This window comes from Duganella sp. 3397 (assembly GCF_031456625.1).
Taxonomy (GTDB): Bacteria; Pseudomonadota; Gammaproteobacteria; order Burkholderiales; family Burkholderiaceae_D; genus Rugamonas; species Rugamonas phyllosphaerae.
In genome coordinates this window covers 145,899-170,209 of the sequence record NZ_JAVDVB010000005.1, presented here as the reverse complement: position 1 = coordinate 170,209, position 24,311 = coordinate 145,899, and the positions used below count along the sequence as shown (strand labels likewise).

Sequence of the window (24,311 nt, the reverse complement as noted above, 5' to 3'; positions counted from 1 at the left end):
GTCATTTCTTCACGTTTAAGCTAAGGAGGAGCGAAAAATGAACGTAAGGCAAAAAAAGATGGAACTGATCGAAGCGATGAATCGTGCTCGGGCGCTGGAACCTTCCAGTTTTGTTCCGAACAAGTTACTCGATACTTTGATCGAAAAGATGAACCTTAAAAACGATGCAGAGTTGTGCCGCGTTTTGGAAGTTCAGCCGCCGATCATCAGCAAAATTCGCCATCGCAAGCTGGCAGTGGGTGCCACGATTTTGTTGCGGATGCACGAGAAGTCAGATATCAGCATCCGTGAACTGAAAGATCTGTCGACCGCCTCAATGCACTGACCAGCCTAGCTGATCTTGCCATGCCAGGCGCCGGCATGCGGTAACCGGCGCCCCCAATGCGATCATGCTTCAGCCCAAACCCCGCTGACAGCTGCATTACCCTCCTCTCCCGCCACACCCCTCAGCAGTTCTGCCTCCCGGTAACATCCTGTTTCACTCTACACAAAACAAATATAGCGCTGCCTTCGAATTGGCATACTCTACTGTAATTATCGTTTCCGGGGGATGCCATGCAAGCCAAGCCACTTCAGCTTCGTACCTTGACGATCGCACTCTTCGCTGGCACGGCGACCCTGCTCGCTGGTTGCGCCAGCACCGGCAGCGGCGACGGCACAGCAAACAACGCGCCAGCCGCCATCGCACCGGCGCAACTGCCCGCCGCCGTCAACCGCGTGAGCTGGGGCGTCAACCAGGGCACCTGGCAGCAGGCGCAAACCCTGGGCTACGAAGCCTGGCTCGAACGCCAGCTGCACCCGGCCCCGGCGCCGCTGCCGGCCGCCGCCCAGGCCCAGATCGACAACCTGGCCATTTCCAAGACGCCCCTACCATTCCTGGTGGCCGACCTCGAACGGCAGCGCAAGGATGCCGACAAGATCGCCGACGACGAGGACAAGAAGACCGCGCAAAAGGCCTACCAGCAGGCCATGAACAACCTGGCGCGCGAGGCGGCCACCCGCTCGCTGCTGCGCGACCTGTATTCACCGAACCAGTTGCAGGAGCAGATGACGTGGTTCTGGATGAACCATTTCAATGTCCACTCGGGCAAAAGCAACCTGCGCGTACTGGTGGGAGACTACGAGGAAACCGCGATCCGGCCGCACGCGCTGGGCAAGTTCCGCGACCTGCTGGGCGCCACCCTGCGCCACCCGGCCATGATCCGCTACCTCGACAACGAACAGAACGCCGCCAACCGCATCAACGAAAACTATGCGCGCGAGCTGATGGAGCTGCACACGCTGGGCGTGGACGGCGGCTACAGCCAGCGCGACGTGCAGGAACTGGCGCGCATCCTCACCGGCGTGGGCGTCAACCTGACCGACACCGCACCAAAGGTCAAAAAGGAATTGCAGTCGCAGTACGTACGCAGCGGCCTGTTCGAGTTCAATCCCAACCGCCACGACTACGGCGACAAGCAGTTCCTTGGCCAGCCGGTCAAGGGGCGCGGCCTGGCCGAGGTGGACGAGGCGCTCGACCGCCTGTGCCGCAGCCCGGCCACGGCACGCTTCATCAGCCGCAAGCTGGCCACGTATTTCGTTGCCGACGAACCGACACCGGCGCTGGTGGCCCGCATGGCGGCGGTGTTCCAGTCATCCGATGGCGACATTGCGGCCGTGATGCGCAGCATGCTCACGTCGCCCGAATTCGCCCAGTCGCTGGGTAAAAAATTCAAGGACCCGGTGCATTACGTGGTCTCGGCCGTGCGCCTGACGTACGACGACAAGGTAGTGCTCAACACGGCGCCGATGCTGGGGTGGCTCAACCGCATGGCCCAGCCCCTGTACGGTCGCCAGACGCCGGACGGTTACGCGCTCACTCAGCCCGGCTGGGCCAGCCCGGGCCAGATGACCACCCGCTTCGAGATCGCCAAGGCCATCGGCTCGGGCAACGCCGGCCTGTTCAAGGCCGAGGGACCGCAGCCGCAGGAGCGGGCCGCGTTCCCGCAACTGGCCAGCGCCTTCTTTTACCAGACCTTGCAGTCAACGCTGGCGCCGAAGACCCGCCAGGCGCTGGAACAGGCCAACTCGCCGCAGGAGTGGAATACCCTGCTGCTGTCGTCACCGGAACTGATGCACCGCTAAGATAGAAGGAGACCATCATGGAACGTCGCACCCTGCTCAAATCCCTGGCTGCGCTGCCGATTGCAGCCAGCTCCGCCGCCGCCGGCAACCTGTGGGCCGCGCCGGCCAGCAAGACGCGCCTGCTGTTCGTGTTCATGCGCGGCGGCTACGATGCGGCCAGCCTGCTGGTGCCGGTCTCCAGCGACTATTACTACCAGGTGCGCCCCAATATCGCCATCCCCAAGCCGTCCGACGATCTCAAATCGGCGCTGGCCATCAATGCCGACTGGGGCCTGCACCCGGCCCTGCGCGACACCATCTACCCGCTGTTTACCAGCGGCGAGGCGGCCTTCGTGCCGTTCGCCGGCACCGAGGACCTCTCGCGCAGCCACTTCGAAACCCAGGACAGCATCGAACTCGGACAACCGCTGCAAGGCACGCGCAACTTCCGCTCCGGCTTCCTGAACCGGCTGGCCACCACGCTCAATACCGACCGGGCCAGCGCGATCTCGTTTACCGACCAGCTGCCTTTGATCATGCAGGGCACGGCGCAGTTGCCCAACATGGCGCTGCGCTCGATCGCCAAGCCGCAGGTCGATGCGCGCCAGGCGCGCATGATCGCCGCCATGTACGACGGCAGCCCGCTGGCCGCGCAGGTGCGCGAAGGCTTCGTCGTGCGCGAAGACGTGATGAAACAGATGATCGGCGAAATGGATGCGGCCAACCGCAACGCCATTACCGCCAAGGGCTTCGAACTCGAAGCGCGCCGCATCGCCAAGCTGATGAAGGAGAAATACAATATCGGCTTCGTCGACGTGGGCGGCTGGGATACCCACGTCGGCCAGGGCAACGGCACCGGCTACCTGGCTGGCCGCCTCGACGAACTGGGACGCGGCCTAGCCGGCTTTGCCCAGGAGATGGGACCGGAATGGAAGGACACGGTGGTGGTGGTGGTCAGCGAATTTGGCCGCACCTTCCGCGAGAACGGCAATCGCGGCACCGACCACGGTCACGGCTCGGTGTACTGGGTGCTGGGCGGCGGCGTACGCGGCAACGCGGTACGCGGCGAGCAGATCGCGCTGGAACAGAAAACCCTGTTCCAGAACCGCGACTACCCGGTACTGAACGAATACCGCGCCATGTTCGGCGGCCTGCTGGCGCGCATGTATGGTCTCAACAGCGGCCAGGTGGAAACCATATTCGGCACCAAGGGGCGCGATATCGGCCTGGTGTGAGGCGGGATCACGGCCTCAAGGTACTGAACCGAGTCGCAGGCGCAGGCGCGCCATGGCGCGGGTGAACAATGCCGCTTCGTCGGCCGCCCGCGCCAGCACCAGCGCGCCCTGGATGGTGCCGACGGTTTCCTCGGCCAGGGCAACGGCTTCGGTGGGGACATGCCCGCCGCGTTGCAGCGCGGCGGCCAGCGCAGCGATCCACTCCGCAAAGTAAGCGCGTATGGTCTGCGCGAACAAGTCACGTTCGTAACCGAGCGCGAACACGCCCAGCAGACACACGCTGCGCCCGGACCTGAAGTAAAGCTCCACGGCGTCGAGCATGCGCGCCACGCCTGCTGCGCTGTCGTCTGTCGCACGCAGGGGATTGAAAACCTCGCTGCGAAACCAGGCATCGATGTGCGCCATAACCGCCTGCGCCATCTCCTCTTTCCCGCCCGGGAAAAAGTTGTACATGCTGCCCTTGCCCAGTCCCGTGCCGGCGCCAATGCGCGCCAGGCTGGCCCCTTCGTAACCATGGGTGCGAAACACTTCTGCCAGCCGAGCGACGACCTCGTCGCGGCTGGCCATGGCGCGCGCCACCCTAGAAACCCAGTTCGGACAGGCCTGGATGGTCTTGCGGCCGGGGCGCGCTGGCGTCCCAATGGAACCTGCGGTCGGCGGCAGCAATGGGCGCTTCGTTGATGCTGGCCAGGCGCCGCTGCATCAGGCCATCGGCAGCAAACTCCCAGTTCTCGTTGCCGTAGGCGCGGTACCACTGACCGGAATCGTCATGGTATTCGTAGGCGAACCGCACGGCGATGCGGTTGCCTTCGAACGCCCATAATTCCTTGATCAGGCGGTAATCGAGTTCGCGCGTCCATTTGCGCTGGAGCAGCGCCACGATGTCGGCGCGGCCGGTGACGAATTCGGCGCGGTTACGCCAGTAGCAGTCGTGGGTATAGGCCAGCGATACTTGTTCGGCGTTGCGGGTATTCCAACCATCCTCGGCCAGGCGGACTTTGAGCGTGGCCGAGGCGTGGTCGAACGGCGGCAGCGGTGGGCGGGCCATAATTTTCCTTGTTTGTACCAATCGGTACAAACATTCTAGCACTATTTTCGGCGTTCCTTCGCGTCAGGTGTATTCGACGCAGTCGTCCTTGCGGCAAAAGCTCACCAGCTTGATGCCGGCTGCCAGGGCGACATCGATGGCCAGGGTGCTGGGCGCCGAGATGGTGGCCAGCATGGGGATGTTCAGGCGCGCAGCCTTGCGCACCAGTTCATAGCTGGCGCGGCTCGACATGAACACGAAGCCCTGCGTCATGTCCACCCGCTCGAACGCCAGGTAGCCGATCAACTTGTCCATGGCGTTGTGGCGGCCCACGTCTTCGCACACGCGCAGCACATTGCCGCTGGCGTCGCACCAGGCAGCGGCGTGGACGCCGCCGGTGGCGCGCATCAGGTGCTGGTGCTCGCCCAGGGCGGCGGCGGCGCGGGCAATCGCCGGCGCCAGCGCGTCGGCATCGTGCAGCGGCGCGGCGTCGATGCGCGGCGGCGCCACGTCGATCAGCTCCAGGCTTTCCACGCCGCACACGCCGCAACCGCTGCGTCCCGCCATCGAGCGCCGCTGCTGCTTGAGCAGCATGAAGTCCTCCTGCGCGATGGTGAGCGCCACCTCCACGCTGCGCGCGTGCTCCTGCACTTCGATATCGAACACGTCGGACCGTTTGCCCACCAGGCCTTCGGTGAGCGCGAAGCCCATCGCGAACGCCTGCAGGTCGCGCGGCGTGACCATCATCACCGCGTGCGAAATGCCATTGAAGACAAGCGCCACCGGCAGTTCCTCGGCCACCTGGTCGGTGGTGGCGGTGGCGCCGGCGGACGTGGTGCCGCGATGGCGCAGCACCGGGCGTTGCTGGATGCCGCTGCGTTCTGTTTCCTGGTCGAGTTTCATTGCCGCCCCACTAAATCGTACGAGGCTCGATTGTAACCCGCACTGCTGACCGGCGTTACGCTGCCAGCGACTCGCCGGCCACGCCATAGTGGCGGGCATAGCGCGCATCGAGGTTTGCCAGCGGCATCATCAGGAACAGGTCGGCGCTTTCGAAGTCTGGATCCCAGGCCGGTTCGCCGCAAATCCACGCGCCCGAGCGCATATAGCCCTTGAGCAGCGCCGGCACTTGCGGCTTTTGCGCCGCTTCGAGCTTACCGAACGGAAATGGCAGGTGCGGCGTGACGCGATATTCGAGGGGCGCGAGGTGCTTGCCGATCAGTTGCTGGTAGACGGCGACGGCATTGTGGCCGCCATCGGCCAGGCTGATGCTGGCGCAGCCGATCAGGTAGTCGCAGTTTTCGCGGCGCATGTAGTCGGCCAGGCCGGACCACAGCAACATGATCACGCTGCCGCCACGGTAGGCGGGATGGATGCAGGCGCGGCCCGCTTCCACCATGCGGCCGCGCAGGTGATTGAGGCGACCGAGGTCGAACTCGCCTTCGGAATACAGGCGGCCCAGCTTGCGGGCGCGGGTGGCGCTCAGCAGGCGGTAGGTACCAACGACTTTGAGGGTGTCGACATCGCGCACGATCAGGTGGTCGCAATAGGCGTCGAATTCGTCGCTGTCGAGGCCATCGGGGCTCTCGAGCGAGGACAGGCCCATGGTTTCGATGAAGACTTTGTAGCGCAGGCGCTGCACTTCGTGCAGCTCTTCCGGCGTACTGGCCATGCTCAGCACCAGCTTGCCGGAAGCGGGACGGACGTCCGAAGGCAGGTTCGCAGCTTGAATGATCGAGGTTTGCATGCTTCATCCTTTGTGTGGGTGACGAAGCAAGACTAACCATCGAATACTTCAAGGAAATGACAGCAAAGTGTCATTTCCGTGACATGCACCGATCTGTTGTATTCAGAACAGTATTTCTCAGGATTTCTTCGGGCGGCCGGTTTTCAGTTGCGGCAGGCTGGCCAGCACTTTTTTCAGGGTGGCCAGATCGATCTGGCTGATCAGCGCCACGCCAATGCGCAGCAACTCGCTTTTCTTGATCTCGATACCGGCTTTCAGGCAGGCTTTTTTCACCTGGCCAAGCACCGCGTATTCCTGCTCGGGCATGGTGAAGCTGTCGCGCACCAGTTTATCCTTGCGGGCCTTGTCGGCGCCGGCTGCTGCTGCCGGTGCCTTGGCGGCTGGCTTCGTGGTGGCCTTGGCAGCTGGTTTGGCGGCTTTACCAGCAGGCTTGGCGGCGGCTTTCGGTGTGGCTTTGGCAGCTGGCTTGGCAGCGGCTTTGGCGGCCGGCTTGGCGGCAGCTTTTGGCGCGGCCTTGGCGGCGACTGCTGGCTTGGCGGTAGCCTTGACTGCCGGCTTGGCGGCGGTTTTGGCAACCGCTGCGGCGGCTGGCTTGGCAGCGGCGGCTTTGGCGACTGGCTTGGCGGCAGGTTTGGCAGCCACGGCCTTCACAACGGCAGGCTTGGCAGCTGCAGGTTTGGCGGCTGCCGCCGGCTTGGTCACAACGGCCTTGGCGACAGCTTGCCTGGCAACCGCAGGTTTGGCGGCCGCAGGTTTCACAGCAACAGGTTTTGCGGCGGCTGGTTTCGCAACAGCAGGCTTGGCAACCGGCGCGGCCTCGACTTTCGACTCGGCAGGCTTGGCCGGCGTGCTGCTTGCAGGGGCTTTGCCTGAAGGCGCTTTGTCGATTACTTGTTCATCAATAGTTTTATTCATACAGGCTCCAAAATTATCCAACGATATAAACAATATATATCATTTACAGGAATTTTGCTTGCGCATTCGCAAAAGTACCGGCTCGTCCGGCAATCATCCGGTGGTCCTGATCGTGAAATCGACGCCTACGTCGTCCCAGTGTTCCTGCTCTTTTTCGAGCCAGTACGACAGCGTAGGATGGTCGGCCACCCATTCGCGCGGGATGTCGAGTTCGATCCGGCTCTTCATGCGCAGCCTGACCAGGCTGAAGTCGATGTCGATACGCGAGTGCATGAACAGCACTGCCAGCCGGAACGCCACCACCGCCTTGGCGATATCGACTTCCTCGATCATCTCCGACACCTTGCGCAGGTTGCCCTTGTGCGCCACCACCAGGCGGCTCATGAGTTTTTGCTCGCGCGTGGTAAATCCTGGCAGATCGGCATTTTCGATCATGTAGCACGCATGCTTGTGGTAACCGGTGTGCGAGACCACCAGCCCCACCTCGTGCAGCAGCGCGCTCCAGTACAGGTGGCGCGTGTAGATCTCACACGACGGCCTGGTTTGGGCGTACAGCGCCAGCGCGTCGTCGGCCACGCGGTTGGCGCGGCGCTGGTCGACGTGGAATTTTTCCACGCAGGCCTGCACCGACTGCTCGCGGCGATCACGCTTGGTCGAGCGCAGGTGCAGGTCCCACATCACGCCCATGCGCAGGCCGGCCTCGATCGGCTGCACCAGCGGGATGCCCAGCTCGCGCACCAGGCCGATCAAAATCGCCAGGCCGCCGATGATGGTGCTGGCGCGGTCGGGCCGCAGGCCGGGCATGTCGATCTTGCTCACGTGGCCGAACTCGATGAAGCGCTGCTTGAGAGCCGTCAGCGTCTCGGCATTGACTTCCTTGCCGATGCCGTTCTTGACGATGATGTCGGCAATCGTGCGCGCGGTGCCGGACGAGCCGTAGCACTGCTTCCAGAACTGCGGCCGATACGGCGGCGCGGCATCCTCGAAATGGCTGCGTGCCGACAGGATGGCAGCCTCGAACGACGGCCCATCGATCCGGCCGCCGACAAAGAACGACAGGCTTTGCTTGACCGTGCCGACACTGAACGATTCAACCCGCTCGATTTCCTGGCCGCGCCCCAGTATCAGCTCGGTGGAGCCGCCGCCGATGTCGATCACCAGCCGCCGCTCGCCGGGCACCGCCACCGCGCTGGCCACGCCCATGTAGATCAGGCGCCCCTCTTCTTCGCCGGAGATGATCTCGATCGGATAGCCGATGGCCTGCTCGGCCTCGGGCAAAAAGGCGGCGGCATTGCGCGCCACCCGCATGGCCGACGTGGCCACCACGCGCACCGCGTCGAGCTTGTAATTGCCCAGCGCCTCGCGGAAGTTGCGCAGGCAGGCCAGCGCGGTCTGCATCGCGGCCGGGGTCAGGTTGCCCTTGTCGTCGAGGCCGGCGGCCAGGCGGATCGGTTCGCGCACGCTTTTGAGCACGCGGATCGCATCGCCATCGTGCTTGCCGATATGAAGCCGGAAGCTGTTGGAACCCAAGTCTACTGCTGCATACATAATAAGAACCCATGCCCGCCCGGCGCACGCCGGCGGAAAAATTTAACTAAACGATTTAGATGATTTTGAAAATGCTATCACGATATGCCGTCCTTGTGACGGCATGATGACAACGGCGCCTGCCGTGTGCAAGAATTGGTGCCGGCGCGCGGCGCCGGCGCCCTGACATCGAGGGACTCAGGCGTCGAGCACGGCGGCGCTGCCGGTGACCTGCGCAGCCACCTGGTTGCCGCCGGCGGCGCGCGCCTGGCGCAGCGCCTGGTCGGCGCGCTGGAACAGGCCCACCGTGGTGTCGTCGGCGCGCATGGTCGTCGCGCCCAGGCTGGCGGTGAGGTTGATGATGGCTTTCTCGGCCTTGACCGGTTGCGCGGCCAGCGCGGCGCGCACGCGCTCCGCCACCAGCAGCGCTTCCTCGACCGCAGTACGCGGCAGCAGGATGGCGAATTCGCCACCGCCCAGGTGGCCGAGGGTGTCGCTGTCGCGCAGCTGGCGCTTGCAGGCGTCCGCCATGGCGACCAGCACCTGGTCGCCGGCCAGGTGGCCGTAATGGTCGTTGACACGCTTGAAATCGTCGAGATCGACGATCACCAGCGCAGTAGGCTGGCCGGGCCTGCGCGCCAGCGCCAGCCAGGGCGCCAGCGCCTGGTGGAAGCCGCGGCGGTTCAGCGCGGTCGTCAGCGGATCGATCACTTCCAGCCGCTCCAGCTCGCCCTGCAGGCGCTGGCGCACCAGCAGCAGGTAGCCGAAGCCGTTGCCCAGCATGACCAGGTACAGCGCCACCAGGCCGATGCCTTGCACCAGTTCCGGACTGACCCACGACCAGCCATTGGGGAGCAGCAGCACCAGCAGGCCGCGTGCCACCACTGCCAGCGCCAGCACCACCGTGCTCACCACCAGGTAGCGGCGCAGCAATGTGCCGGCCGTCCAGCCCCGGCCCAGCGCACCGGCGCCAGCGGCGACAAAGAAGCCGATCGCCAGCGAAGAAATCAGTTGCCGCTCGGACGGCGTGCGTTGCAGCAGCCAGGCGCCGACAAAGGCCGCCACCGCGAGCACCAGCACCGGCAACAGGTAGCGGCGCCAGATGCGCCGCCCGGCCTGCTCCCACAACGCCGCCGCATCGAATGCGAATCCGGCCAGCAGCAGGGTATTGGCAAGTGGGATGGTCAGGAAATCGGGCAGCGTACCGCGCAGGTACACCAGCCCCCACGCCAGCGCCTGCAACTGGCGCGCGCGCGCCCAGGTGGCGGTGCCCGGGCTGCCGATGCCGTTCAAGCTGTTCACCCTACGCGCACCAGCCGGTGCGCCGGCGGACTGCTCGAAAAAGAACAGCGCCACGCACAGGCTCAGGTTGCCCAGCGCCAGCGCCAGGACCAGCGTCTTGATATCCATGACCGCGCTGACGTCAGACCTCGTGTTCGACGCTGGTGGTGCCGTCGCCCATCTTGCTGGCCCAGCCTTTCGAGAACAGGTCTTTTTCGTCTTCGCTCGGAGTGTCGTGCCAGAACACGATCAGCGTGCCCTTGTGGTCGTGCATCTGGCTCACTTTTTCAATGAAACTCTGGTTGCCCGACAGGTCGGCCAGCGCCACCACGTAGCCGTACACGCGGGTCAGGCGCTCGATGCGGTCGGGTTCGGTCAGGCTGTTGGTGGCGGTCAGTGTGGGGTGATCTAAAAACATCGTGGCTCTCCGGTTTTACCTGTGATCCGCCCATGGCGGTGCCCCGCCAATTTACATAGAAATTTTCCTTCTGTAAATGAAAGTGACGGGCGCATGCTACTATAAATCGACATCCCGGATTTTCCAGACACTTGACACCACCCGATCCCCGCCCCCAGGTCCACACGCGTGGCAACCGCCGCCTGCTGGAATTTCGTCCGGGCATGGTGCAAAGCGAGATGAAGCTGTCGCACCCGGACCACCTGGTGCTGGCCTACTGCCGCGCCATGATGTGCTTTACGCTGTTCCAGCCGCAGCCCGCGCATATCGTGATGGTAGGCCTGGGCGGTGGCTCGCTGGCCAAGTTCTGCCATCGCTACCTGCCGCAGGCGCGCATCACGGTGCTGGAATTGCGCGCCGACGTGATCGCCCTGCGCGAACAATTCGCCATTCCCCCCGACGACGAGCGCCTGACCATCATCCACGCCGATGCCGCGCATTACCTGCGCCAGCTGCGCGGCAGCGCCGACGTGCTGCTGGTGGACGGCTTCGACGAGCTCGGCTTGCCGGCGGCGCTGGGCACCGCCGCCTTCTACGCCGACTGCCGCCGCGCGCTGCGCCCGGGCGGCGTACTGGCGACCAACATCTTCAGTTACGACCCCGCTTACGGCACCATGTTGCGGCGCCTGCGGCACGCGTTCGGCGGCAGGATCTGCACGCTGCGCGGGGTGGCGGGCAACAACCGCATCTGGTTTGCGGTACAGGGCGCGCAGCCGTCGCCGGCGCTGGCGATGCAGCGCCGGCTGGCGCGGCGGCTATCGTTACCGTGGCTCAACCGGCTATGGGCCAGCTGGATCGTCTGGAAACTGCGCACGGCCCCACTCTAGAAGAGGGACAGGTGCTAGGTACTGGCGCGGTGGATCAGCTCGAAGCCGGTATCGATCACGCGCGGACGCTCCTGGTTGCCGCCGTCGAGCCGGTCCAGCAGCAGTTGCGCTGCCACCGTGCCGATGTTGCGGCCATCGACGTGGATGGTCGAGAGCGGCGGATACGTGTGCGCGGCAAAATTGAGGTCGCCAAAGCCGATCACCGCAAGCTGCCCCGGCACGTCCAGCCCCCGGCTGACGGCTTCGGTCAGCACGCCATGCGCCAGCGTGTCGGAACTGCACACCACCGCATCGAGATCGGGCGCTTGCGCCAGCAGTTGCACCAGGCCTTCGCGGCCCAGTTGCAAGGTGGTGGGCAGCGGCATCAGTTGCACGGCCGCCACCGCCACGCCGTGGCGCGCCAGTTCTGCCTGCAGCCCCTGGTTGCGGCGCGCGCCGCGCGGGTCGTTGACGGCCAGGATCGCGATGCGCCGGTAGCCGCGCTCGAGCAGGTGGCGCGCCGTGGCCTGACCCACTTCCTCGTGCGAAAAGCCCACCCCCATGTCGATCGGCGACGATGCCATGTCCCACGCCTCCACCACCGGCACGCCCGACAGTTCCAGGCGCCGCCGCGTGTTGTCGGTATGCAGGGTGCCGGTAACGATAATGCCGTCCGGGCGACGGCTGAGAATGGTTTCGACCAGCACCTCCTCGCGCCACGGTTCGTAGCGCGACAAGCCCAGCAGCAACTGGTAGCCGGCTTGGGTGAGCGTGTCGGTGACCGCTTCCACCATCTCGGCAAAGATCGGCGTGGCAATGCTGGGGATCACCAGCGACACCAGCTTGCTGCGGTTGGACGCCAGCGCGCCGGCCATCATGTTTTTCACGTAACCGGTCTGCTGCACCGCCTGCTGCACCCGCGCCAGCGTATTGGGCCGCACCAGGTGCGGCTGGTTGAGCGCGCGCGACACGGTGATCGGCGACACGCCGGCCACCTTGGCGACATCGGCCAGCGTTGCGCCGCTGACACTGATTTCAGTGCCGCCGGCACGCAAGGTCCGCAGTTCGGACTGGTCATTTTTGATAGTCATGAGCGTGGATTGTACAGCAACACATCATTTTCTATCATTTTTGAAATAGCAAATCTGTGAAATTTAGCTTGATCTATGCAAATGACATCGCTACCATTGAATGACAGCGCAATCATTTCCACGATCAACCAAGGAATACCATGGCCAACCAGACTACTTACGACTCCCCTACCATTGTCGCCATGCGCGTGGTTCCAGTCGCCGGACGCGACAGCATGCTGCTCAACCTGAGCGGCGCTCACGGCCCCTACTTCACCCGCAACATCGTCATCCTGACCGACAGCGCCGGCCACACCGGCGTCGGCGAAGTGCCGGGCGGCGAAGCGATCCGCCAGACCCTGGAAGATGCGAAAGAACTGGTCATCGGCCACAGCATCGGCAATTACAAGGCCATCCTCAATGCGGCCCGCACGGCGTTTTCCGGGCGCGATGCCGGCGGACGCGGCCTGCAAACGTTCGACCTGCGCATTGCCATTCACGCCATCACCGCGCTCGAAGCGTCGCTGCTCGACCTGCTGGGCCAGCACCTGGGCGTACCGGTCGCTGCCCTGCTCGGCGACGGCCAGCAGCGCACCGAGGTGGAAATGCTCGGTTACCTGTTCTACATCGGCGACCGCAACGACACCGACCTGCCCTACGCGGCCGATCCCGACAATGAAGACGCGTGGCTGCGCCTGCGCCATCAAAAGGCGCTGACGCCGGAAGCCGTGGTGCGCCTGGCCGAGGCGGCGTACGATCGCTACGGCTTCCAGGACTTCAAACTGAAAGGCGGCGTGCTGCGCGGCGAGGATGAGATCGCCGCCGTCACCGCGCTGCACGAGCGCTTCCCCACCGCGCGCATCACGCTCGACCCCAACGGCGGCTGGCTCCTGAAAGACGCGATCCGCCTGTGCCGCGACCAGCACGACGTGCTGGCCTACGCCGAAGACCCGTGCGGCGCCGAGAACGGCTATAGCGGGCGCGAAGTGATGGCCGAATTTCGCCGCGCCACCGGCCTGCTCACCGCCACCAACATGGTCGCCACCGACTGGCGCGAGATGCAGCATGCGATCCAGCTGCAATCGGTCGACATTCCGCTGGCCGATCCGCACTTCTGGACCATGCAGGGGTCGGTGCGGGTGGCGCAGATGTGCCACGAATGGGGCCTGACCTGGGGGTCGCACTCGAACAACCACTTCGATATCTCGCTAGCCATGTTCACCCACGTGGCAGCGGCCGCACCGGGCAAGATCACCGCCATCGACACCCACTGGATCTGGCAGGACGGCCAGCACCTGACCCGCAACCCGTTCCAGATCGTCGGCGGCAAGGTGCAGGTGCCGACCACGCCGGGCCTGGGCGTGGAACTCGATCTCGATGCACTGGAGGCCGGCCACCAGCTGTACCTGAACATGGGCCTGGGCGCGCGCGACGACGGCGTCGCCATGCAGTATTTGATTCCGGGCTGGAAATTCGATAACAAAAAGCCCTGCCTGGTGCGCTAACAGCATTCCGGCCTGTCCATGGAAGTTTGAGGAGACTGCAACATGAGTACAGTATTACCAACCACCACCGCCGCCGGCGGCGCGCCATCGAGCGTGCTGGCCAGCGCGGTCAGCAAGATCAAGTGGCGCATCCTGCCGTTATTTGTCGTGATGTTCATTGCCAATTACATCGACCGGGTCAACATCGGCTTTGTCCGTTCGCACCTGGAAGCGGACCTGGGCATCGGCGCGGCCGCGTTCGGCTTTGGCGCCGGCATTTTCTTCCTGGCCTACGCGCTGTTCGAGGTGCCGTCCAACATCCTGCAGCAGCGCTTCGGCGCCAAGGCGTGGCTCACCCGCATCATGGCCACCTGGGGCATCGTCGCCACCGGCATGGCCTTCGTGCAGGGCGAAACCTCGTTCTACGTGATGCGCTTTTTGCTGGGCGTGGCCGAGGCCGGTTTCTTCCCGGGCGTGGTGTATTACTTTACCCAGTGGCTGCCCAACGCCGAGCGCGGCAAGGCGATGGCGATTTTCCTCAGCGGCTCGGCGCTGGCGTCGGTAGTGTCCGGTCCGCTGTCGGGCGCGCTGCTGCAAATCGAGGGCGGCGGCCTGCATGGCTGGCAGTGGATGTTCATCATCGAAGGCGTGGCGTCGATATTGCTGTGCTTTGTGGTGTGGTTCTGCCTGGACTCGAAACCGAGCGATGCCAAGTGGCTCACCGACGCCGAGCGCCATGAACTGGAAACCGTCATCGCTGCCGAGCAGAAGGAACGGGAGAAGTCGAAACCCGGCCACGTCAGCATGTTCTCGCTGCTGCGCGACAGCCGCATTGCGCTGTTCTGCTTCATCTATTTCGCCATCCAGCTGACCATTTACGGCGCCACATTCTGGCTGCCGAGCATCATCAAGAAGATGGGCCACTACACCGACTTCCAGATCGGCATGTTCAACTCGATTCCGTGGATTATCTCGATCGCGGCCATGTATATGTTGGCCTCGCTGGCGGCGCGCTTCAAGCGCCAGCAGATGTGGGTGGCGATTGCGCTGGTGATCGCGGCGACCGGCATGTTCATGTCCACCGTGGGCGGGCCGGTATTCGCGTTCGTGGCGATCTGCTTTGCCGGTATCGGCTTCAAGGCCGCTTCCGCGCTGTTCTGGCCAATCCCGCAAGCGTACCTGGACGCCCGCATCGCCGCTGCCGTGATCGCGCTGATCAACTCGCTGGGCAACCTGGGCGGCTTCGTGGCGCCGGCCACCTTCGGCTACCTCGAGCAGAAGACCGGGTCGATCCAGGGCGGGTTGTACGGGCTCGCCGCAGCGTCGCTGGTGGCAGCCGCGCTGGTGTTCCTGACGCGGGGCCCGAAGAAATAAACCCGTCCGTATTCGACGGCAACGCCCTGCGCCAACGCCCGAACCGCGAGCTCGGCTTTTCATTTAACTTCGGGGTCAGTGCCGACATTTAGACACGAGCCCAACAGCCATAAGGCTCAGTTCGTGTCCAAATGTCGGCACTGACCCCGAACTGGGGTTATTTTTTGCGTTCGCCGTGGACTGACTGGCGCGCGTGTTTGCGGCGCAGCGCTTGTTCCCAGCGTTGCTTCTGTTCTTCGGTCTCGAGCACCAGCTTGGGCACTGGCAGCGGCTTGCGGTGTTCGTCCACGGCCACCATGGTGAAGTAGCAGCTGTTGGCGTGGCGCACCAGGCGCTTCTGGATGTTTTCGGTGACGACCCGGATGCCCACTTCCATCGACGTGTTGCCGGTGTAGTTGATCGAGGCCAGGAAGGTCACCAGCTCGCCCACGTGGATCGGTTGCAAAAACATCACCTGGTCCACCGACAAGGTCACCGTGTAGCTGCCGCAGTAGCGGCTGGCGCAGGCGTAGGCCACGCTGTCGAGATATTTCAAAATGGTGCCGCCGTGGACGTTGCCGGAGAAATTGGCCATGTCGGGTGTCATCAGCACGGTCATGCTCAACTCGTGAGCGACCCAGGCCATCGGTTTTTCCATGTGCAGCTCCCTCAATTTTTTTGGTTAGTGTCATGCTAGCCGCTAAGCTTGCTGTCGGCAAATAATTAACGACAATATTGCCAGATAACGTATGCTTTACGCTTCAATACAAGGAGCCCTTATGAAATGGAAAGTCCTGGCCGCCAGCGTCCTGCTCGGCTTGGCCGCCACCGCGCCAGCCAAGGCAGCCGACATGGCCAACGAGGTGCAGACCTTCGCGCTGGCCAACGGCATGAAGTTCATCGTGCTCGAATCGCACACCATCCCCAACGCCAATATGTACACGTTCTGGAAAGTCGGCTCGCGCAACGAGGCGCCCGGCATCACGGGCCTGTCGCACTTCTTTGAACACATGATGTTCAACGGCTCGAAGAACTTCGGCCCGAAAATGTTCGATCGCACCATGGAAGCCAAAGGCGGCTCCAACAACGCCTACACCAGCAACGACCTGACCGTGTACCAGGACTGGTTCCCGGCGTCGTCGCTGGAGACCATCTTCACGCTGGAAAGCGATCGCATCGCGCACCTGAACATCGATCCGAAAATGGTCGCCAGCGAACGCGGCGTGGTGCTGTCCGAACGCAGCACCGGCCTGGAAAACTCCAACATGCGCGCCTTGCAGCAGGCGGTCAATGGCGTGGCGTTCTCGGCCCACCCGTATTCCTGGCCCGTGATCGGCCACGAGTCCGACATCAAGGCCTGGACCCAGCAAGACCTGGAACACTACTTCAAGACGTATTACGCACCGAACAACGCGGTGGCGGTGATCGTCGGCGACGTCAAGGCCGATGACGTGAAAAAACTGGCCACGCGCTACTTCGGCAAGATTCCAAAAGGCGCGCCGCCGCCGGCCGTGCGCACGGTGGAGCCGCCGCAAACCGGTGAGCGCCGCATTTTCGTGACCAAGGAATCGGCCACCTCGCCCAACCTGGCGATCGCTTACAAGATCCCGGCCGGCAACAGCCCCGATTACTACGCGCTGGAAGTGCTGCAAAGCGTGCTGGCCGACGGCAAGACCTCGCGCCTGTACAAGGCGCTGGTCGAGCAGCAATTGGCCACGCAAGTGTCGGCCAATGCCGCCGAAGGCTTCGATCCCGGCCTGCTGTACGTGGTTGCCGTGGCCGCCGCCAAGGTCGATCCGGCCACGCTGGAAAAAGCGCTGCTGGCCGAGCTCGACAAGGTGGTCAAGGATGGCGTCACCGCCGAGGAACTGGACAAGGTACGCAACCAGAAGCTGGTCAACCTGTACCGCGAGCAGGAAACCATCAACGGCAAGGCCCAGCAGCTGGGCAACTACGAGATGTTCTTTGGCGACTACAAGAAAATGTTCGACGCCCCTGCCGCCTATGCCAAGCTCACGCCCGCCGACATCCAGGCCGTGGCCGCCAAATACCTGAAAAAATCGCAGCGCACCGTTGGCGTGCTCGCTGCGAAGGAGGACTGATCGATGAAAAAAACAATGATAGCCGTCGTAATGACGGGCGCGGTGCTGGGCGCGGCGGTTGCGCCGGTGCTGGCCGCTGAATTCCGCCTGCCCGCGTTCGAAACCGTCAAGCTGCCCAACGGCCTGACCGTGTACCTGATGGAACGCCACGAAGTGCCGCTGATCTCGGTGCGCGCGGTGGTCAAGGCCGGCGCCGTCAACGACGCTGCCCAGCCCGGCCTGTCCAACCTCACCGGCGACGCCCTGCTGCTGGGTACCAGGGCCCGCAACAAGAAAGCCATCGACGAGGCGTTCGACTTCCGTGGCGCGCGCCTGGCCGGCGGCGCCGGCGCCGAATCCAGCACGGTGCAAGCCAACTTCGCCCGCAAGGACGCTGCCGCCCTGCTGCCGCTGTTTGCCGAAATCGTCCAGCAACCGTCGTTCGACGACGCCGAACTGGCCAAGCTGCGCGAGCGCAAGGTCATCGGCTTGAAGCAGGCCAAGGAAGCGCCGCGCAACGTGGTGGGCACCTATTACCGCGCCATGTTGTTCGGCAACGCACCGTACGGCATTCCGGCCAGCGGCACGGTGGGCAGCGTCAGCGCGCTGAAACAGGCCGACGTGCAGCGCTATTACGGCCAGTTCTACCGTCCGGACAATGCCGCCATCGTGGTGGTGGGCGACTTCCAGAAGGACGAAATGCGGCGCCAGATCGAGTCGCTGTTCGGCGCCTGGAAGGCGACCGGCCCGGCGCCGCAGCAGCAGGACAACGGCAAGGTGCAAGCCGACAAGGCGCGCGTGTGGCTGGTGAACAAGCCCGACGCCATCGAGATCACGTTCCTGATCGGCGGCGCCGGCATCGCCCGCAACGATGCCGACTACGTGCCGCTGCAAGTACTCAATACCATCCTCGGCGGCCGCTTCACGTCGTGGCTCAACGACGAGCTGCGCGTCAACTCGGGCCTGACCTATGGCGCCAGCAGCCAGTTCAGCGTGCTGTCGCAAACCGGCACCTTCGCCATCTCGAGCTTTACCGCCTCGGCCAAGACCGGCGACGCGCTGGCCCTGGCGCACAAGACCTACCAGCGCCTGTGGGACAAGGGCATCGACAAGGCCACGCTCGATTCGGCCAAGGCCTACGTCAAGGGCCAGTTCCCGCCGCGCTATGAAACCGGCGAACAGCTGGCCGGCCTGCTCGGCGATATGTACGCGTCCAACGTGGGCCGCGAACAGATCGACAACTTCACCCGCGACGTCGACAGCCTCACCCCTGAGCGCGCCAAGGCGCTGGTCAACAAGCACTTCCCGCGCAACAACTTGCAAACCGTGTTGATCGGCAAGGCGGCCGATATCGGCGACGTCGCCAAAAAATACGGCGACGTGACCGAGCTCGAAATCGGCACCGACGGCTTCCAGCCGGTCGCCAAATAGGAGGTCGTCATGCCGGCTGTGCGCATCCTGGTCGATGATGTGTTAGTAGCGACAGTCGGCATGGCCGGCATGACGATGATCGATGTCCGGCTCGCAAGCCGGCGCACCTGGGGTCCTCGTGCCTGTCTCGACGTGGGTGGCGCCACGGTCGCGCCGATGACGTGAGCGCCTAGGTCCTCGAAAGCTCACCAACCAGCGCTGCAAGCTCTTCTTCCAGCGACGCAATTTCTTCGAATACCGGCCCCACCCGCGCCCAAGCCATCTCACTGACCTCGTTCTTCAACGCCACCTCCGCCGTCCGTGCCAGCGCTTCCAGGCGTTCGGCGCCGATGGTGCCGGCCAGTCCTTTCAGGGTGTGCAGCGGCGGCAGCGCGGCCTGCACGTCGTTCGCCGCGCGGGCGGCGTCGATTTGCGCGACCAGTCGCGCCGCCTCGCCGTCGAAGCCGCGCAACGCCATCAGGTAGATCGGTTTGAGGCCGCCCATGCGTTTGAGCGCGGCGTCGCTGTTAATGCCGGAACCGGGACCGGGCAAGCCATCGTCCTGCTCCAGCGACGATACCGGCAGCGCAGACACCAGCGGCAGCGCCGGCCCTTGTGCTTGCCCCCGCCCCACGTGACACAGGATCACATCAATCAGCTGCGCCAGGTCGAACGGCTTGCCTACGTGATCGGCCATGCCGGCGTTGAGGGCGGCGGTGCGGTCGGCGGCCATGGCGTTGGCGGTCATGGCCACGATCGGGGGCGCCGCCGGGCCCAGCTGGCGCAGGATCGCTTGCGTGGTTTCATAGCCGTCCATTTCCGGCATCTGGATGTCCATCAGGATCAGGTCCGGCAGCGGCGCCTGGCCGGAGAGCGCCTGCAGCGCCAGCAGGCCTGAACTGGCCACCTGCACGCGGGCGCCGTCGTTGCTGAGCAACTCGCTGGCCACTTGCTGGTTGGCAGGATTGTCGTCCACCAGCAGCAGCCGCAGGCCTGACAGGCGCGCGCCGGCAGGCATCGGCACTGCCGGCCGGTGCACGCGGTGCTCGAGGCGGGCGTCGGCCACGGCGTCGAACAGCATCGAGGCAGTCACGGGCTTGACCACGAAGCCGTCGAGCACCGGCGACAATTCCCGCTGGCGCTGGGCCAGCATTTCGCGGTCGTAGGCGGTGACCATCACGATCAGCGGCAGCTTGCCGCTGGCGCCCAGCTGGCGGATGCGGCAGCTGGTTTCCCAACCGTCGAGCTCGGGCATGCGCCAGTCGATGAACACCACGTCGTAGGCGCGGCTGACGGCGATCCGGGCGGCGATCATGGCCAGCGCCTGTTCGCCGCCTGCCGCCACGTCCACCCGCCAGCCGAACGAGGTCGCCATTTCGCCCAGCACCGCGCGCGCAGTGGGATTGTCGTCCACCACCAGGCACGACAAGTCAGCCAGCGCGTGCACCGATGCTGGCGCCACGCTGGCGCCGGCATCGAATTCCAGCGTGAAGTCGAACACGCTGCCCTTGCCCACCGTGCTCTGCACGCCCAGCTGGCCGCCCATCAGCGCCACCAGGCGCTGGCTGATCGCCAGGCCCAGGCCGGTGCCGCCGTAACGGCGCGCGGTCGAGGCCTCGGCCTGCGAAAAGCCGTCGAAGATGTGCCGGCGCTGCTCGTCCGAGATGCCGATGCCGGTATCGCTGATGGCAAAGCACACCGCCAGCCGGTTGCCGCTGCGCGCCACCAGCCGCGCCGACACCACCACTTCGCCGCGCTCGGTGAACTTGATGGCGTTGCCGGCCAGGTTGAGCAGGATCTGCTGCAGGCGCAGGTCGTCGCCGACCGCCGCTGCCGGCAGCGCCGGGTCGATGCGGAACAGCACTTCCACCTGCTTGGCGCCCACGTTGGCCGACAGGATCACCGCCAGGTCGCGCCACAGTTTATCGAAGCGGAACGGATGCGGGTCGAGCGCCAGCTTGCCGGCCTCCACCTTGGAAAAGTCGAGGATGTCGTTGAGCAGGCCCAGCAACGCGCGGGCGGCCGAGCCGGCCTTGGCAACGTAATCCTGCTGGCGCTCGTTCATGCCGGTCTGCTGCAGCAATTGCAGCATGCCCAGCACGGCGTTCATCGGCGAGCGGATCTCGTGGCTCATATTGGCCACGAACTCGGTCTTGGCCAGGCCGGCCTTGAGCGCTTCTTCCTTGGCAAGCAGCAGCGCCTCATGGGCGGCGCGCGATTCGGTGCGGTCGGTGCTACTGCCTACCCAGCTGAGCACGTTGCCGTGGGCATCCTGCTGCGCCAGCGCATGGTGGTCGAACACGCGCCACACGCCGTCGTGGCGGCGCAGGCGGGCATCGCACCGAAATTCGCGTCCTTGCCGGGTGGCGCGTCGCCATTCGGCGGCGATGGTGTCCATGTCGTCCGGGTGTATCATCCGCGACCAGTTACCGTCGCCCATCATTTCCTGCGCCGGGACGCCGCTGAACTCCTGCCAGTGGTGGCTCATGAAGTCGAGGCGCAGGTCGGGGCGCGCGGTCCACACCATTTGCGGCAGGCCTTCGGTCAGCGAGCGCCAGCGCGACTCGGACGCGGTCAGCCGCACCAGCGACTGTTGCAGCGCATCTTCGGCCTCCACCAGCTGCTGCACCGACTGCGCCTGCTTGCGCAATCCCACCCGCAAACTCATCAGCAGCGCCACGGCCAGCACCAGCATCAGCGCCATGAAGATGCCGACGTTGCGAATCTCCTTGCCGTACCACGGCGCCAGGAAGTCCTTGCTGGCCAGGCCGACGATCACGTACACCGGGTAATTGCCCACCTGCTCCATGCTCAGCGTGCGTTCGAGCTGGTCGCGCGCGCTCATCACGGTAAATGTGCCGCGCCGGCGCTTGCCGTCGAGGATGGCCTGGGTGGGCGGGTTCACCTTGATGGCGCTGCCGATCTCCATGCCTGGCACCTGCGGATAGCGGTGCAGCACGCGCTTGTGCGCATCGAGCAGCACGATCGAGCCATGCGCGCCGATCTTGAGCGCGGCAAACGATTCGTCCAGCGTGGCGCTGTTGATGGTGACATAGGCGGTGCCGCCAAAGCTGCCATCGGCAAGCGTGAGCGGGTAAGCAACCGGCAGCACCCATTGGCCGGTAATGCGCGATTTCACCGGCAAGCCGAAGGTCAGCTTGCGCTCGCCGCGCACGCGCTGGAAGAATTCGCGGATGCTGATGTCTTGCGGATGGGCGGCATCGACCTCGTCGCCGAAGATCACGCGGCCGCCGGCGTCGGCCCCGCGCACTGCCTGCGCCTGCGGTACGCGCTCCTTCAGGCTGCGCAAATAGTCGCTGAAGGCCTGGTCGGTGTAGGTGCCAGCCGTGTGCATGGCCGCGAACTCGGTATTGGCGCGCCGCATCGCCAGGTCCACCTCGAGGAAATGCGCCTGTAAAAAGCCCTCGAGCGTGATGGCGAGGTTGCGCGAGGTTTCCTCGGCGGTGGCGTAGTAGCGCAGCCTGCTCTGGTTGAGTACATGGGCCAGGCCGACCGCGAGTATCAATAGCGCCACCGCCACGGCTGCAACCAGCACGCCGAACAGTTTCCTGAATTTTTGCAGGGTTTCGATTCTTTTCACGGGCGGCGCAATGGTGTGGAGGGCAATTCCAGGATACAACAAAGGATACAACAAAAAAAAACGCCCCAGCGGAGCGTTTTCGATGATCGTTGTTTGTTACAGGCCTTGCTGCTCGATATCGGCCAGCGATTCACGGCCCTTGTCGGAAATTTCGAAGCCGCCTTCGGCACGCGGGACGATGTGGGATTTTTTACCGAGGAACAGGGCCACGTCAGCGCCGATCGGGCTGGCGCCGTCGGCGGCAATCGCGCGCAGTGCCAGGATGCAGCGGCGCAGGAACAAGGTCTGCTCACCCTTGTCGGTGAGGGAGATACGGCCGTTGCGGGCAACGCTGAACAATTTCAGGCCTGCCAGGCGCTTGGTATTGCGGCCCACGCAAGCACTGTAGCGCTCGGTCTTGACGCCAGCCTTGATTTCATCGAGCGCGTTGTATTCGTCTTGCGTTAATTTGTCGTTCTTCATTGCCATTTTTTCCATGAGAGACTGCTGCGGCCCCCATGGTACGCGCACCACGGCACCACCGCAAGGCGCATGGCCCTGCAGCGTCCGCAGGCATGGCGCTTACAGTGCGCGGATCAGCAGCCAGACCGCGCCGATGCTGGCAAACGCCGCTATGCACAGCAGTGCCTGTACGCGCTTGGTGCCCAGGGCAATGCTACGGCGGCCGAGGTAGATTTTGTTGTGCAGGGAATTGCCCATGATGCTCTCCGTTATGAAAAACGATGATCTGACTAAATTATAGAAACACTTCGATGACAGCAGTGTGACGCACTGTAGAAATATAAAATTTTGTAACTGGAGAGCAACAACCGTCATGCTTTCTGTGGTTTTCCCGCCCGTCCGGCGCGTGCGCCAGGCCTGGGATGGAAGTGCTACGCTGCCATGACCAATCAACGCACACCAACGGGAGACCCTATGAATCAAGCTGGCAAACCAGGCACTACCGGGCGCGATCCGGCGCAGGACGCCGAACACCTGACCGAGGAAGCCGACATCGGCAGCGGCGAACCTTCGCCCGGCAAGCAGGAGGCCGACGAAGCCATCAAGAGCATTCCGCCGTTGCCGGAAGACGGCAAGGCGGCGCCCGCCAAACCTTAAACCTTCATCGGTGGCTGCTTGGGAGTCGGCTCTTCGATCGGCGGCTCCTCGGGCAGCGGCGTGTTGTCCGGCGGCGGCTCTTTTTCTGGCGGCGGTGGCGGCACGTCCGGGTCCGGGGTGATGTGGGCGCGCAACTCGGCTGGGGTATTGGTCATGGCTGGCATGGTGCTCTCCTCGTGAATACCGCCATTCTCGGCCATGCATCCCCATTTCTTGGTGCGCCATCGCACGCCCGGCCATCCAAATCATTGCTTGTTACGTTCTTGCAATTTTGAAATGTATGCCCATTTGCGCTTTTGACCATACTCAGGATTGACCGTGCTGTTTCCAAGACATCCCCAACCCGTGGGCGACAACCGGCCCGTCGCGGTCAAGATCATCCAGCAGGAACAGGGCCAGTCGGGCGCCGTGGACCGACATGTGCTGGTGGTGGACCAGCCGGCGCTCCCTGCTGCGTTCCAGCCCAAGATCACCCCTTAGACGCCCGTGGGCAGCGGTTACAATGGCGGCTCGATTAGCCGCCACCCTGGATTGCCGCCATGCTCAACACCCCGCTCAATGATGACGAATACGACCAACTCGACGACCTGCTGGCCGTGATCTCGCCGCAGGCGCTGGACGTGGCCGGACTCGAAGGCTTGCTGACGGCGCTGGTGATCGGCCCCGGCGACATTGCCCGCGAAGCGTGGCTGCCGCTGGTGTGGGGCGACACTGCGCCCGCCGACGCCAAGGCAGTCGAAGCCGCCACCGTGCTGGTGCTGCGCCACGAGCAATACATGCGTACCTGGATGCAAAAAGACCCGGCCAGTTTCGAGCCGATCTACGAATGCGGCGGCGCCTGGACGGCGCAAGCGTGGACCGCTGGCTTCGAGGCGGGCATGCAACTGGCCCCCGCCGGCTGGGACGCCCTGCGCGCCGCCGAACCGGCCTTGCTGGCGCCGTTCGCGCGCGCGGGCGACGACTGGGACGAGGCGGTGACGCCATCGGTGATCCGCATCCACTCCCACTTCCATCCGCCCGCGCCAGCCAAGGCCCCCAAGGTGGGACGCAACGATCCCTGCCCTTGCGGCAGCGGCAAGAAGTACAAGAAGTGCTGCGGCGAAGGCAAGTAAGCTA

Annotated in this window: 26 protein-coding genes; 12 read left to right on the top strand and 14 right to left on the bottom strand. The window is 64.3% G+C overall.

The genetic code is table 11. The annotated features are described in order from the left end of the window. The first annotated feature begins 37 nt into the window (after nt 1-37). The 3 genes from J2X54_RS17240 (at nt 38) to J2X54_RS17230 (ending at nt 3,338) form a co-directional block, all read left to right on the top strand. Nucleotides 38-325: a hypothetical protein gene (locus tag J2X54_RS17240; protein ID WP_019922076.1), complete on the top strand. Its 288-nt coding sequence runs from the start codon at nt 38-40 to the stop codon at nt 323-325. A 230-nt stretch (nt 326-555) separates the two neighbouring features. Then, complete coding sequence (locus tag J2X54_RS17235; RefSeq protein ID WP_310182259.1) at nt 556-2,124, top strand: DUF1800 domain-containing protein; 1,569 nt, start codon at nt 556-558, stop codon at nt 2,122-2,124. A gap of 17 nt (nt 2,125-2,141) precedes the next feature. Beyond that, a complete protein-coding gene (locus J2X54_RS17230) occupies nt 2,142-3,338 on the top strand; it encodes a DUF1501 domain-containing protein (protein WP_070251728.1) in 1,197 nt (398 codons plus the stop codon). Between the two features lie 15 nt (nt 3,339-3,353). On the opposite strand, the gene J2X54_RS17225 is transcribed toward J2X54_RS17230, so the two are convergent. The 8 genes from J2X54_RS17225 to J2X54_RS17190 form a co-directional block, all read right to left on the bottom strand. After that, nucleotides 3,354-3,905, bottom strand: a complete 552-nt coding sequence (locus J2X54_RS17225) for a TetR/AcrR family transcriptional regulator (RefSeq protein ID WP_310182256.1) — start codon at nt 3,903-3,905, stop codon at nt 3,354-3,356. Nucleotides 3,906-3,918: 13 nt separating this feature from the next. After that, on the bottom strand, nt 3,919-4,386 hold the full coding sequence (locus J2X54_RS17220) for a nuclear transport factor 2 family protein (protein ID WP_310182253.1): 468 nt from the start codon (nt 4,384-4,386) through the stop codon (nt 3,919-3,921). 63 nt (nt 4,387-4,449) lie between these two features. Further along, nucleotides 4,450-5,268 (bottom strand): formate dehydrogenase accessory sulfurtransferase FdhD, encoded by an 819-nt coding sequence (fdhD, locus tag J2X54_RS17215; RefSeq protein ID WP_070251725.1) that lies wholly within the window; start codon nt 5,266-5,268, stop codon nt 4,450-4,452. Between the two features lie 55 nt (nt 5,269-5,323). Then, nucleotides 5,324-6,112, bottom strand: a complete 789-nt coding sequence (locus J2X54_RS17210; RefSeq protein ID WP_070251724.1) for a GNAT family N-acetyltransferase — start codon at nt 6,110-6,112, stop codon at nt 5,324-5,326. 117 nt (nt 6,113-6,229) lie between these two features. Further along, nucleotides 6,230-7,027 carry a hypothetical protein gene (locus J2X54_RS17205; RefSeq protein WP_310182252.1) on the bottom strand — a complete coding sequence of 266 codons (798 nt, stop codon included), beginning with the start codon at nt 7,025-7,027 and terminating at the stop codon, nt 6,230-6,232. A 93-nt stretch (nt 7,028-7,120) separates the two neighbouring features. Continuing rightward, entirely contained in the window at nt 7,121-8,575 is a 1,455-nt protein-coding gene (locus J2X54_RS17200) for a Ppx/GppA phosphatase family protein (protein WP_070251723.1), read from the bottom strand. A gap of 177 nt (nt 8,576-8,752) precedes the next feature. Further along, nucleotides 8,753-9,964, bottom strand: a complete 1,212-nt coding sequence (locus J2X54_RS17195; RefSeq protein WP_310182251.1) for a GGDEF domain-containing protein — start codon at nt 9,962-9,964, stop codon at nt 8,753-8,755. A gap of 13 nt (nt 9,965-9,977) precedes the next feature. Continuing rightward, nucleotides 9,978-10,253 (bottom strand): hypothetical protein, encoded by a 276-nt coding sequence (locus J2X54_RS17190; protein WP_070251721.1) that lies wholly within the window; start codon nt 10,251-10,253, stop codon nt 9,978-9,980. A gap of 203 nt (nt 10,254-10,456) precedes the next feature. Between J2X54_RS17190 and J2X54_RS17185 the strand changes: the two genes are divergently transcribed. Beyond that, the gene (locus J2X54_RS17185; protein WP_310182896.1) at nt 10,457-11,119 is read left to right on the top strand and encodes a fused MFS/spermidine synthase; all 663 of its coding nucleotides are present in this window, start codon (nt 10,457-10,459) and stop codon (nt 11,117-11,119) included. 14 nt (nt 11,120-11,133) lie between these two features. Here the strand turns inward: J2X54_RS17185 and J2X54_RS17180 are convergent, their stop codons facing one another. Beyond that, nucleotides 11,134-12,189: a LacI family DNA-binding transcriptional regulator gene (locus J2X54_RS17180; protein ID WP_310182249.1), complete on the bottom strand. Its 1,056-nt coding sequence runs from the start codon at nt 12,187-12,189 to the stop codon at nt 11,134-11,136. A 140-nt stretch (nt 12,190-12,329) separates the two neighbouring features. Between J2X54_RS17180 and gudD the strand changes: the two genes are divergently transcribed. Together gudD and J2X54_RS17170 are read left to right on the top strand one after the other, a co-directional pair. Then, nucleotides 12,330-13,673 carry a glucarate dehydratase gene (gene gudD, locus J2X54_RS17175; RefSeq protein WP_310182247.1) on the top strand — a complete coding sequence of 448 codons (1,344 nt, stop codon included), beginning with the start codon at nt 12,330-12,332 and terminating at the stop codon, nt 13,671-13,673. A gap of 42 nt (nt 13,674-13,715) precedes the next feature. Beyond that, nucleotides 13,716-15,026: an MFS transporter gene (locus J2X54_RS17170; RefSeq protein WP_310182245.1), complete on the top strand. Its 1,311-nt coding sequence runs from the start codon at nt 13,716-13,718 to the stop codon at nt 15,024-15,026. Between the two features lie 157 nt (nt 15,027-15,183). On the opposite strand, the gene J2X54_RS17165 is transcribed toward J2X54_RS17170, so the two are convergent. Beyond that, complete coding sequence (locus J2X54_RS17165; protein WP_070251716.1) at nt 15,184-15,663, bottom strand: acyl-CoA thioesterase; 480 nt, start codon at nt 15,661-15,663, stop codon at nt 15,184-15,186. A gap of 121 nt (nt 15,664-15,784) precedes the next feature. On the opposite strand from J2X54_RS17165, the gene J2X54_RS17160 reads away from it, so the two are divergent. From J2X54_RS17160 to J2X54_RS17150, 3 genes are read left to right on the top strand one after another with little or no spacing between them, the layout of a single operon-like run. Further along, entirely contained in the window at nt 15,785-17,107 is a 1,323-nt protein-coding gene (locus J2X54_RS17160; protein ID WP_310182243.1) for a pitrilysin family protein, read from the top strand. Nucleotides 17,108-17,122: 15 nt separating this feature from the next. Continuing rightward, a complete protein-coding gene (locus J2X54_RS17155; RefSeq protein ID WP_310182241.1) occupies nt 17,123-18,517 on the top strand; it encodes a pitrilysin family protein in 1,395 nt (464 codons plus the stop codon). 9 nt (nt 18,518-18,526) lie between these two features. Beyond that, nucleotides 18,527-18,682 (top strand): hypothetical protein, encoded by a 156-nt coding sequence (locus J2X54_RS17150; RefSeq protein ID WP_310182239.1) that lies wholly within the window; start codon nt 18,527-18,529, stop codon nt 18,680-18,682. 4 nt (nt 18,683-18,686) lie between these two features. Here J2X54_RS17150 and J2X54_RS17145 read toward each other — a convergent pair whose 3' ends face one another. From J2X54_RS17145 to J2X54_RS17135, 3 genes are all read right to left on the bottom strand, one after another. Continuing rightward, nucleotides 18,687-22,097, bottom strand: coding sequence for a response regulator (locus tag J2X54_RS17145; protein WP_310182238.1), 3,411 nt, complete (start codon nt 22,095-22,097; stop codon nt 18,687-18,689). A gap of 96 nt (nt 22,098-22,193) precedes the next feature. Continuing rightward, complete coding sequence (locus J2X54_RS17140; protein WP_070251711.1) at nt 22,194-22,559, bottom strand: hypothetical protein; 366 nt, start codon at nt 22,557-22,559, stop codon at nt 22,194-22,196. A gap of 99 nt (nt 22,560-22,658) precedes the next feature. After that, on the bottom strand, nt 22,659-22,796 hold the full coding sequence (locus J2X54_RS17135) for a hypothetical protein (RefSeq protein WP_167359110.1): 138 nt from the start codon (nt 22,794-22,796) through the stop codon (nt 22,659-22,661). 216 nt (nt 22,797-23,012) lie between these two features. Here J2X54_RS17135 and J2X54_RS17130 point away from each other — a divergent pair, with 216 nt between their 5' ends. Then, the gene (locus J2X54_RS17130; protein ID WP_310182236.1) at nt 23,013-23,195 is read left to right on the top strand and encodes a hypothetical protein; all 183 of its coding nucleotides are present in this window, start codon (nt 23,013-23,015) and stop codon (nt 23,193-23,195) included. Here J2X54_RS17130 and J2X54_RS17125 read toward each other — a convergent pair. Continuing rightward, a complete protein-coding gene (locus tag J2X54_RS17125; RefSeq protein WP_167359109.1) occupies nt 23,192-23,350 on the bottom strand; it encodes a hypothetical protein in 159 nt (52 codons plus the stop codon). The genes J2X54_RS17130 and J2X54_RS17125 overlap by 4 nt on opposite strands. 163 nt (nt 23,351-23,513) lie before the next feature. On the opposite strand from J2X54_RS17125, the gene J2X54_RS17120 reads away from it, so the two are divergent. Both J2X54_RS17120 and J2X54_RS17115 read left to right on the top strand, forming a co-directional pair. Further along, nucleotides 23,514-23,675 (top strand): hypothetical protein, encoded by a 162-nt coding sequence (locus tag J2X54_RS17120; protein WP_310182234.1) that lies wholly within the window; start codon nt 23,514-23,516, stop codon nt 23,673-23,675. 59 nt (nt 23,676-23,734) lie between these two features. After that, a complete protein-coding gene (locus J2X54_RS17115) occupies nt 23,735-24,307 on the top strand; it encodes a UPF0149 family protein (RefSeq protein WP_310182232.1) in 573 nt (190 codons plus the stop codon). Nucleotides 24,308-24,311 lie beyond the last annotated feature (4 nt).

Bases quoted from the DNA above. Each gene is read 5' to 3' on its own strand.
- J2X54_RS17160 (WP_310182243.1), top strand. From the start codon at position 15,785: ATGAAATGGAAAGTCCTGGCCGCCAGCGTCCTGCTCGGCTTGGCCGCC.
- J2X54_RS17155 (WP_310182241.1), top strand. From the start codon at position 17,123: ATGATAGCCGTCGTAATGACGGGCGCGGTGCTGGGCGCGGCGGTTGCG.
- J2X54_RS17230 (WP_070251728.1), top strand. From the start codon at position 2,142: ATGGAACGTCGCACCCTGCTCAAATCCCTGGCTGCGCTGCCGATTGCA.
- J2X54_RS17200 (WP_070251723.1), bottom strand. From the start codon at position 8,575: ATGTATGCAGCAGTAGACTTGGGTTCCAACAGCTTCCGGCTTCATATC.
- J2X54_RS17180 (WP_310182249.1), bottom strand. From the start codon at position 12,189: ATGACTATCAAAAATGACCAGTCCGAACTGCGGACCTTGCGTGCCGGC.
- J2X54_RS17140 (WP_070251711.1), bottom strand. From the start codon at position 22,559: ATGAAGAACGACAAATTAACGCAAGACGAATACAACGCGCTCGATGAA.
- J2X54_RS17240 (WP_019922076.1), top strand. From the start codon at position 38: ATGAACGTAAGGCAAAAAAAGATGGAACTGATCGAAGCGATGAATCGT.
- J2X54_RS17115 (WP_310182232.1), top strand. From the start codon at position 23,735: ATGCTCAACACCCCGCTCAATGATGACGAATACGACCAACTCGACGAC.
- J2X54_RS17125 (WP_167359109.1), bottom strand. From the start codon at position 23,350: ATGACCAATACCCCAGCCGAGTTGCGCGCCCACATCACCCCGGACCCG.
- gudD (WP_310182247.1), top strand. From the start codon at position 12,330: ATGGCCAACCAGACTACTTACGACTCCCCTACCATTGTCGCCATGCGC.
- J2X54_RS17185 (WP_310182896.1), top strand. From the start codon at position 10,457: ATGGTGCAAAGCGAGATGAAGCTGTCGCACCCGGACCACCTGGTGCTG.
- fdhD (WP_070251725.1), bottom strand. From the start codon at position 5,268: ATGAAACTCGACCAGGAAACAGAACGCAGCGGCATCCAGCAACGCCCG.
- J2X54_RS17235 (WP_310182259.1), top strand. From the start codon at position 556: ATGCAAGCCAAGCCACTTCAGCTTCGTACCTTGACGATCGCACTCTTC.
- J2X54_RS17150 (WP_310182239.1), top strand. From the start codon at position 18,527: ATGCCGGCTGTGCGCATCCTGGTCGATGATGTGTTAGTAGCGACAGTC.
- J2X54_RS17135 (WP_167359110.1), bottom strand. From the start codon at position 22,796: ATGGGCAATTCCCTGCACAACAAAATCTACCTCGGCCGCCGTAGCATT.
- J2X54_RS17130 (WP_310182236.1), top strand. From the start codon at position 23,013: ATGAATCAAGCTGGCAAACCAGGCACTACCGGGCGCGATCCGGCGCAG.
- J2X54_RS17190 (WP_070251721.1), bottom strand. From the start codon at position 10,253: ATGTTTTTAGATCACCCCACACTGACCGCCACCAACAGCCTGACCGAA.
- J2X54_RS17170 (WP_310182245.1), top strand. From the start codon at position 13,716: ATGAGTACAGTATTACCAACCACCACCGCCGCCGGCGGCGCGCCATCG.
- J2X54_RS17225 (WP_310182256.1), bottom strand. From the start codon at position 3,905: ATGGCCAGCCGCGACGAGGTCGTCGCTCGGCTGGCAGAAGTGTTTCGC.
- J2X54_RS17210 (WP_070251724.1), bottom strand. From the start codon at position 6,112: ATGCAAACCTCGATCATTCAAGCTGCGAACCTGCCTTCGGACGTCCGT.
- J2X54_RS17165 (WP_070251716.1), bottom strand. From the start codon at position 15,663: ATGGAAAAACCGATGGCCTGGGTCGCTCACGAGTTGAGCATGACCGTG.
- J2X54_RS17220 (WP_310182253.1), bottom strand. From the start codon at position 4,386: ATGGCCCGCCCACCGCTGCCGCCGTTCGACCACGCCTCGGCCACGCTC.
- J2X54_RS17205 (WP_310182252.1), bottom strand. From the start codon at position 7,027: ATGAATAAAACTATTGATGAACAAGTAATCGACAAAGCGCCTTCAGGC.
- J2X54_RS17195 (WP_310182251.1), bottom strand. From the start codon at position 9,964: ATGGATATCAAGACGCTGGTCCTGGCGCTGGCGCTGGGCAACCTGAGC.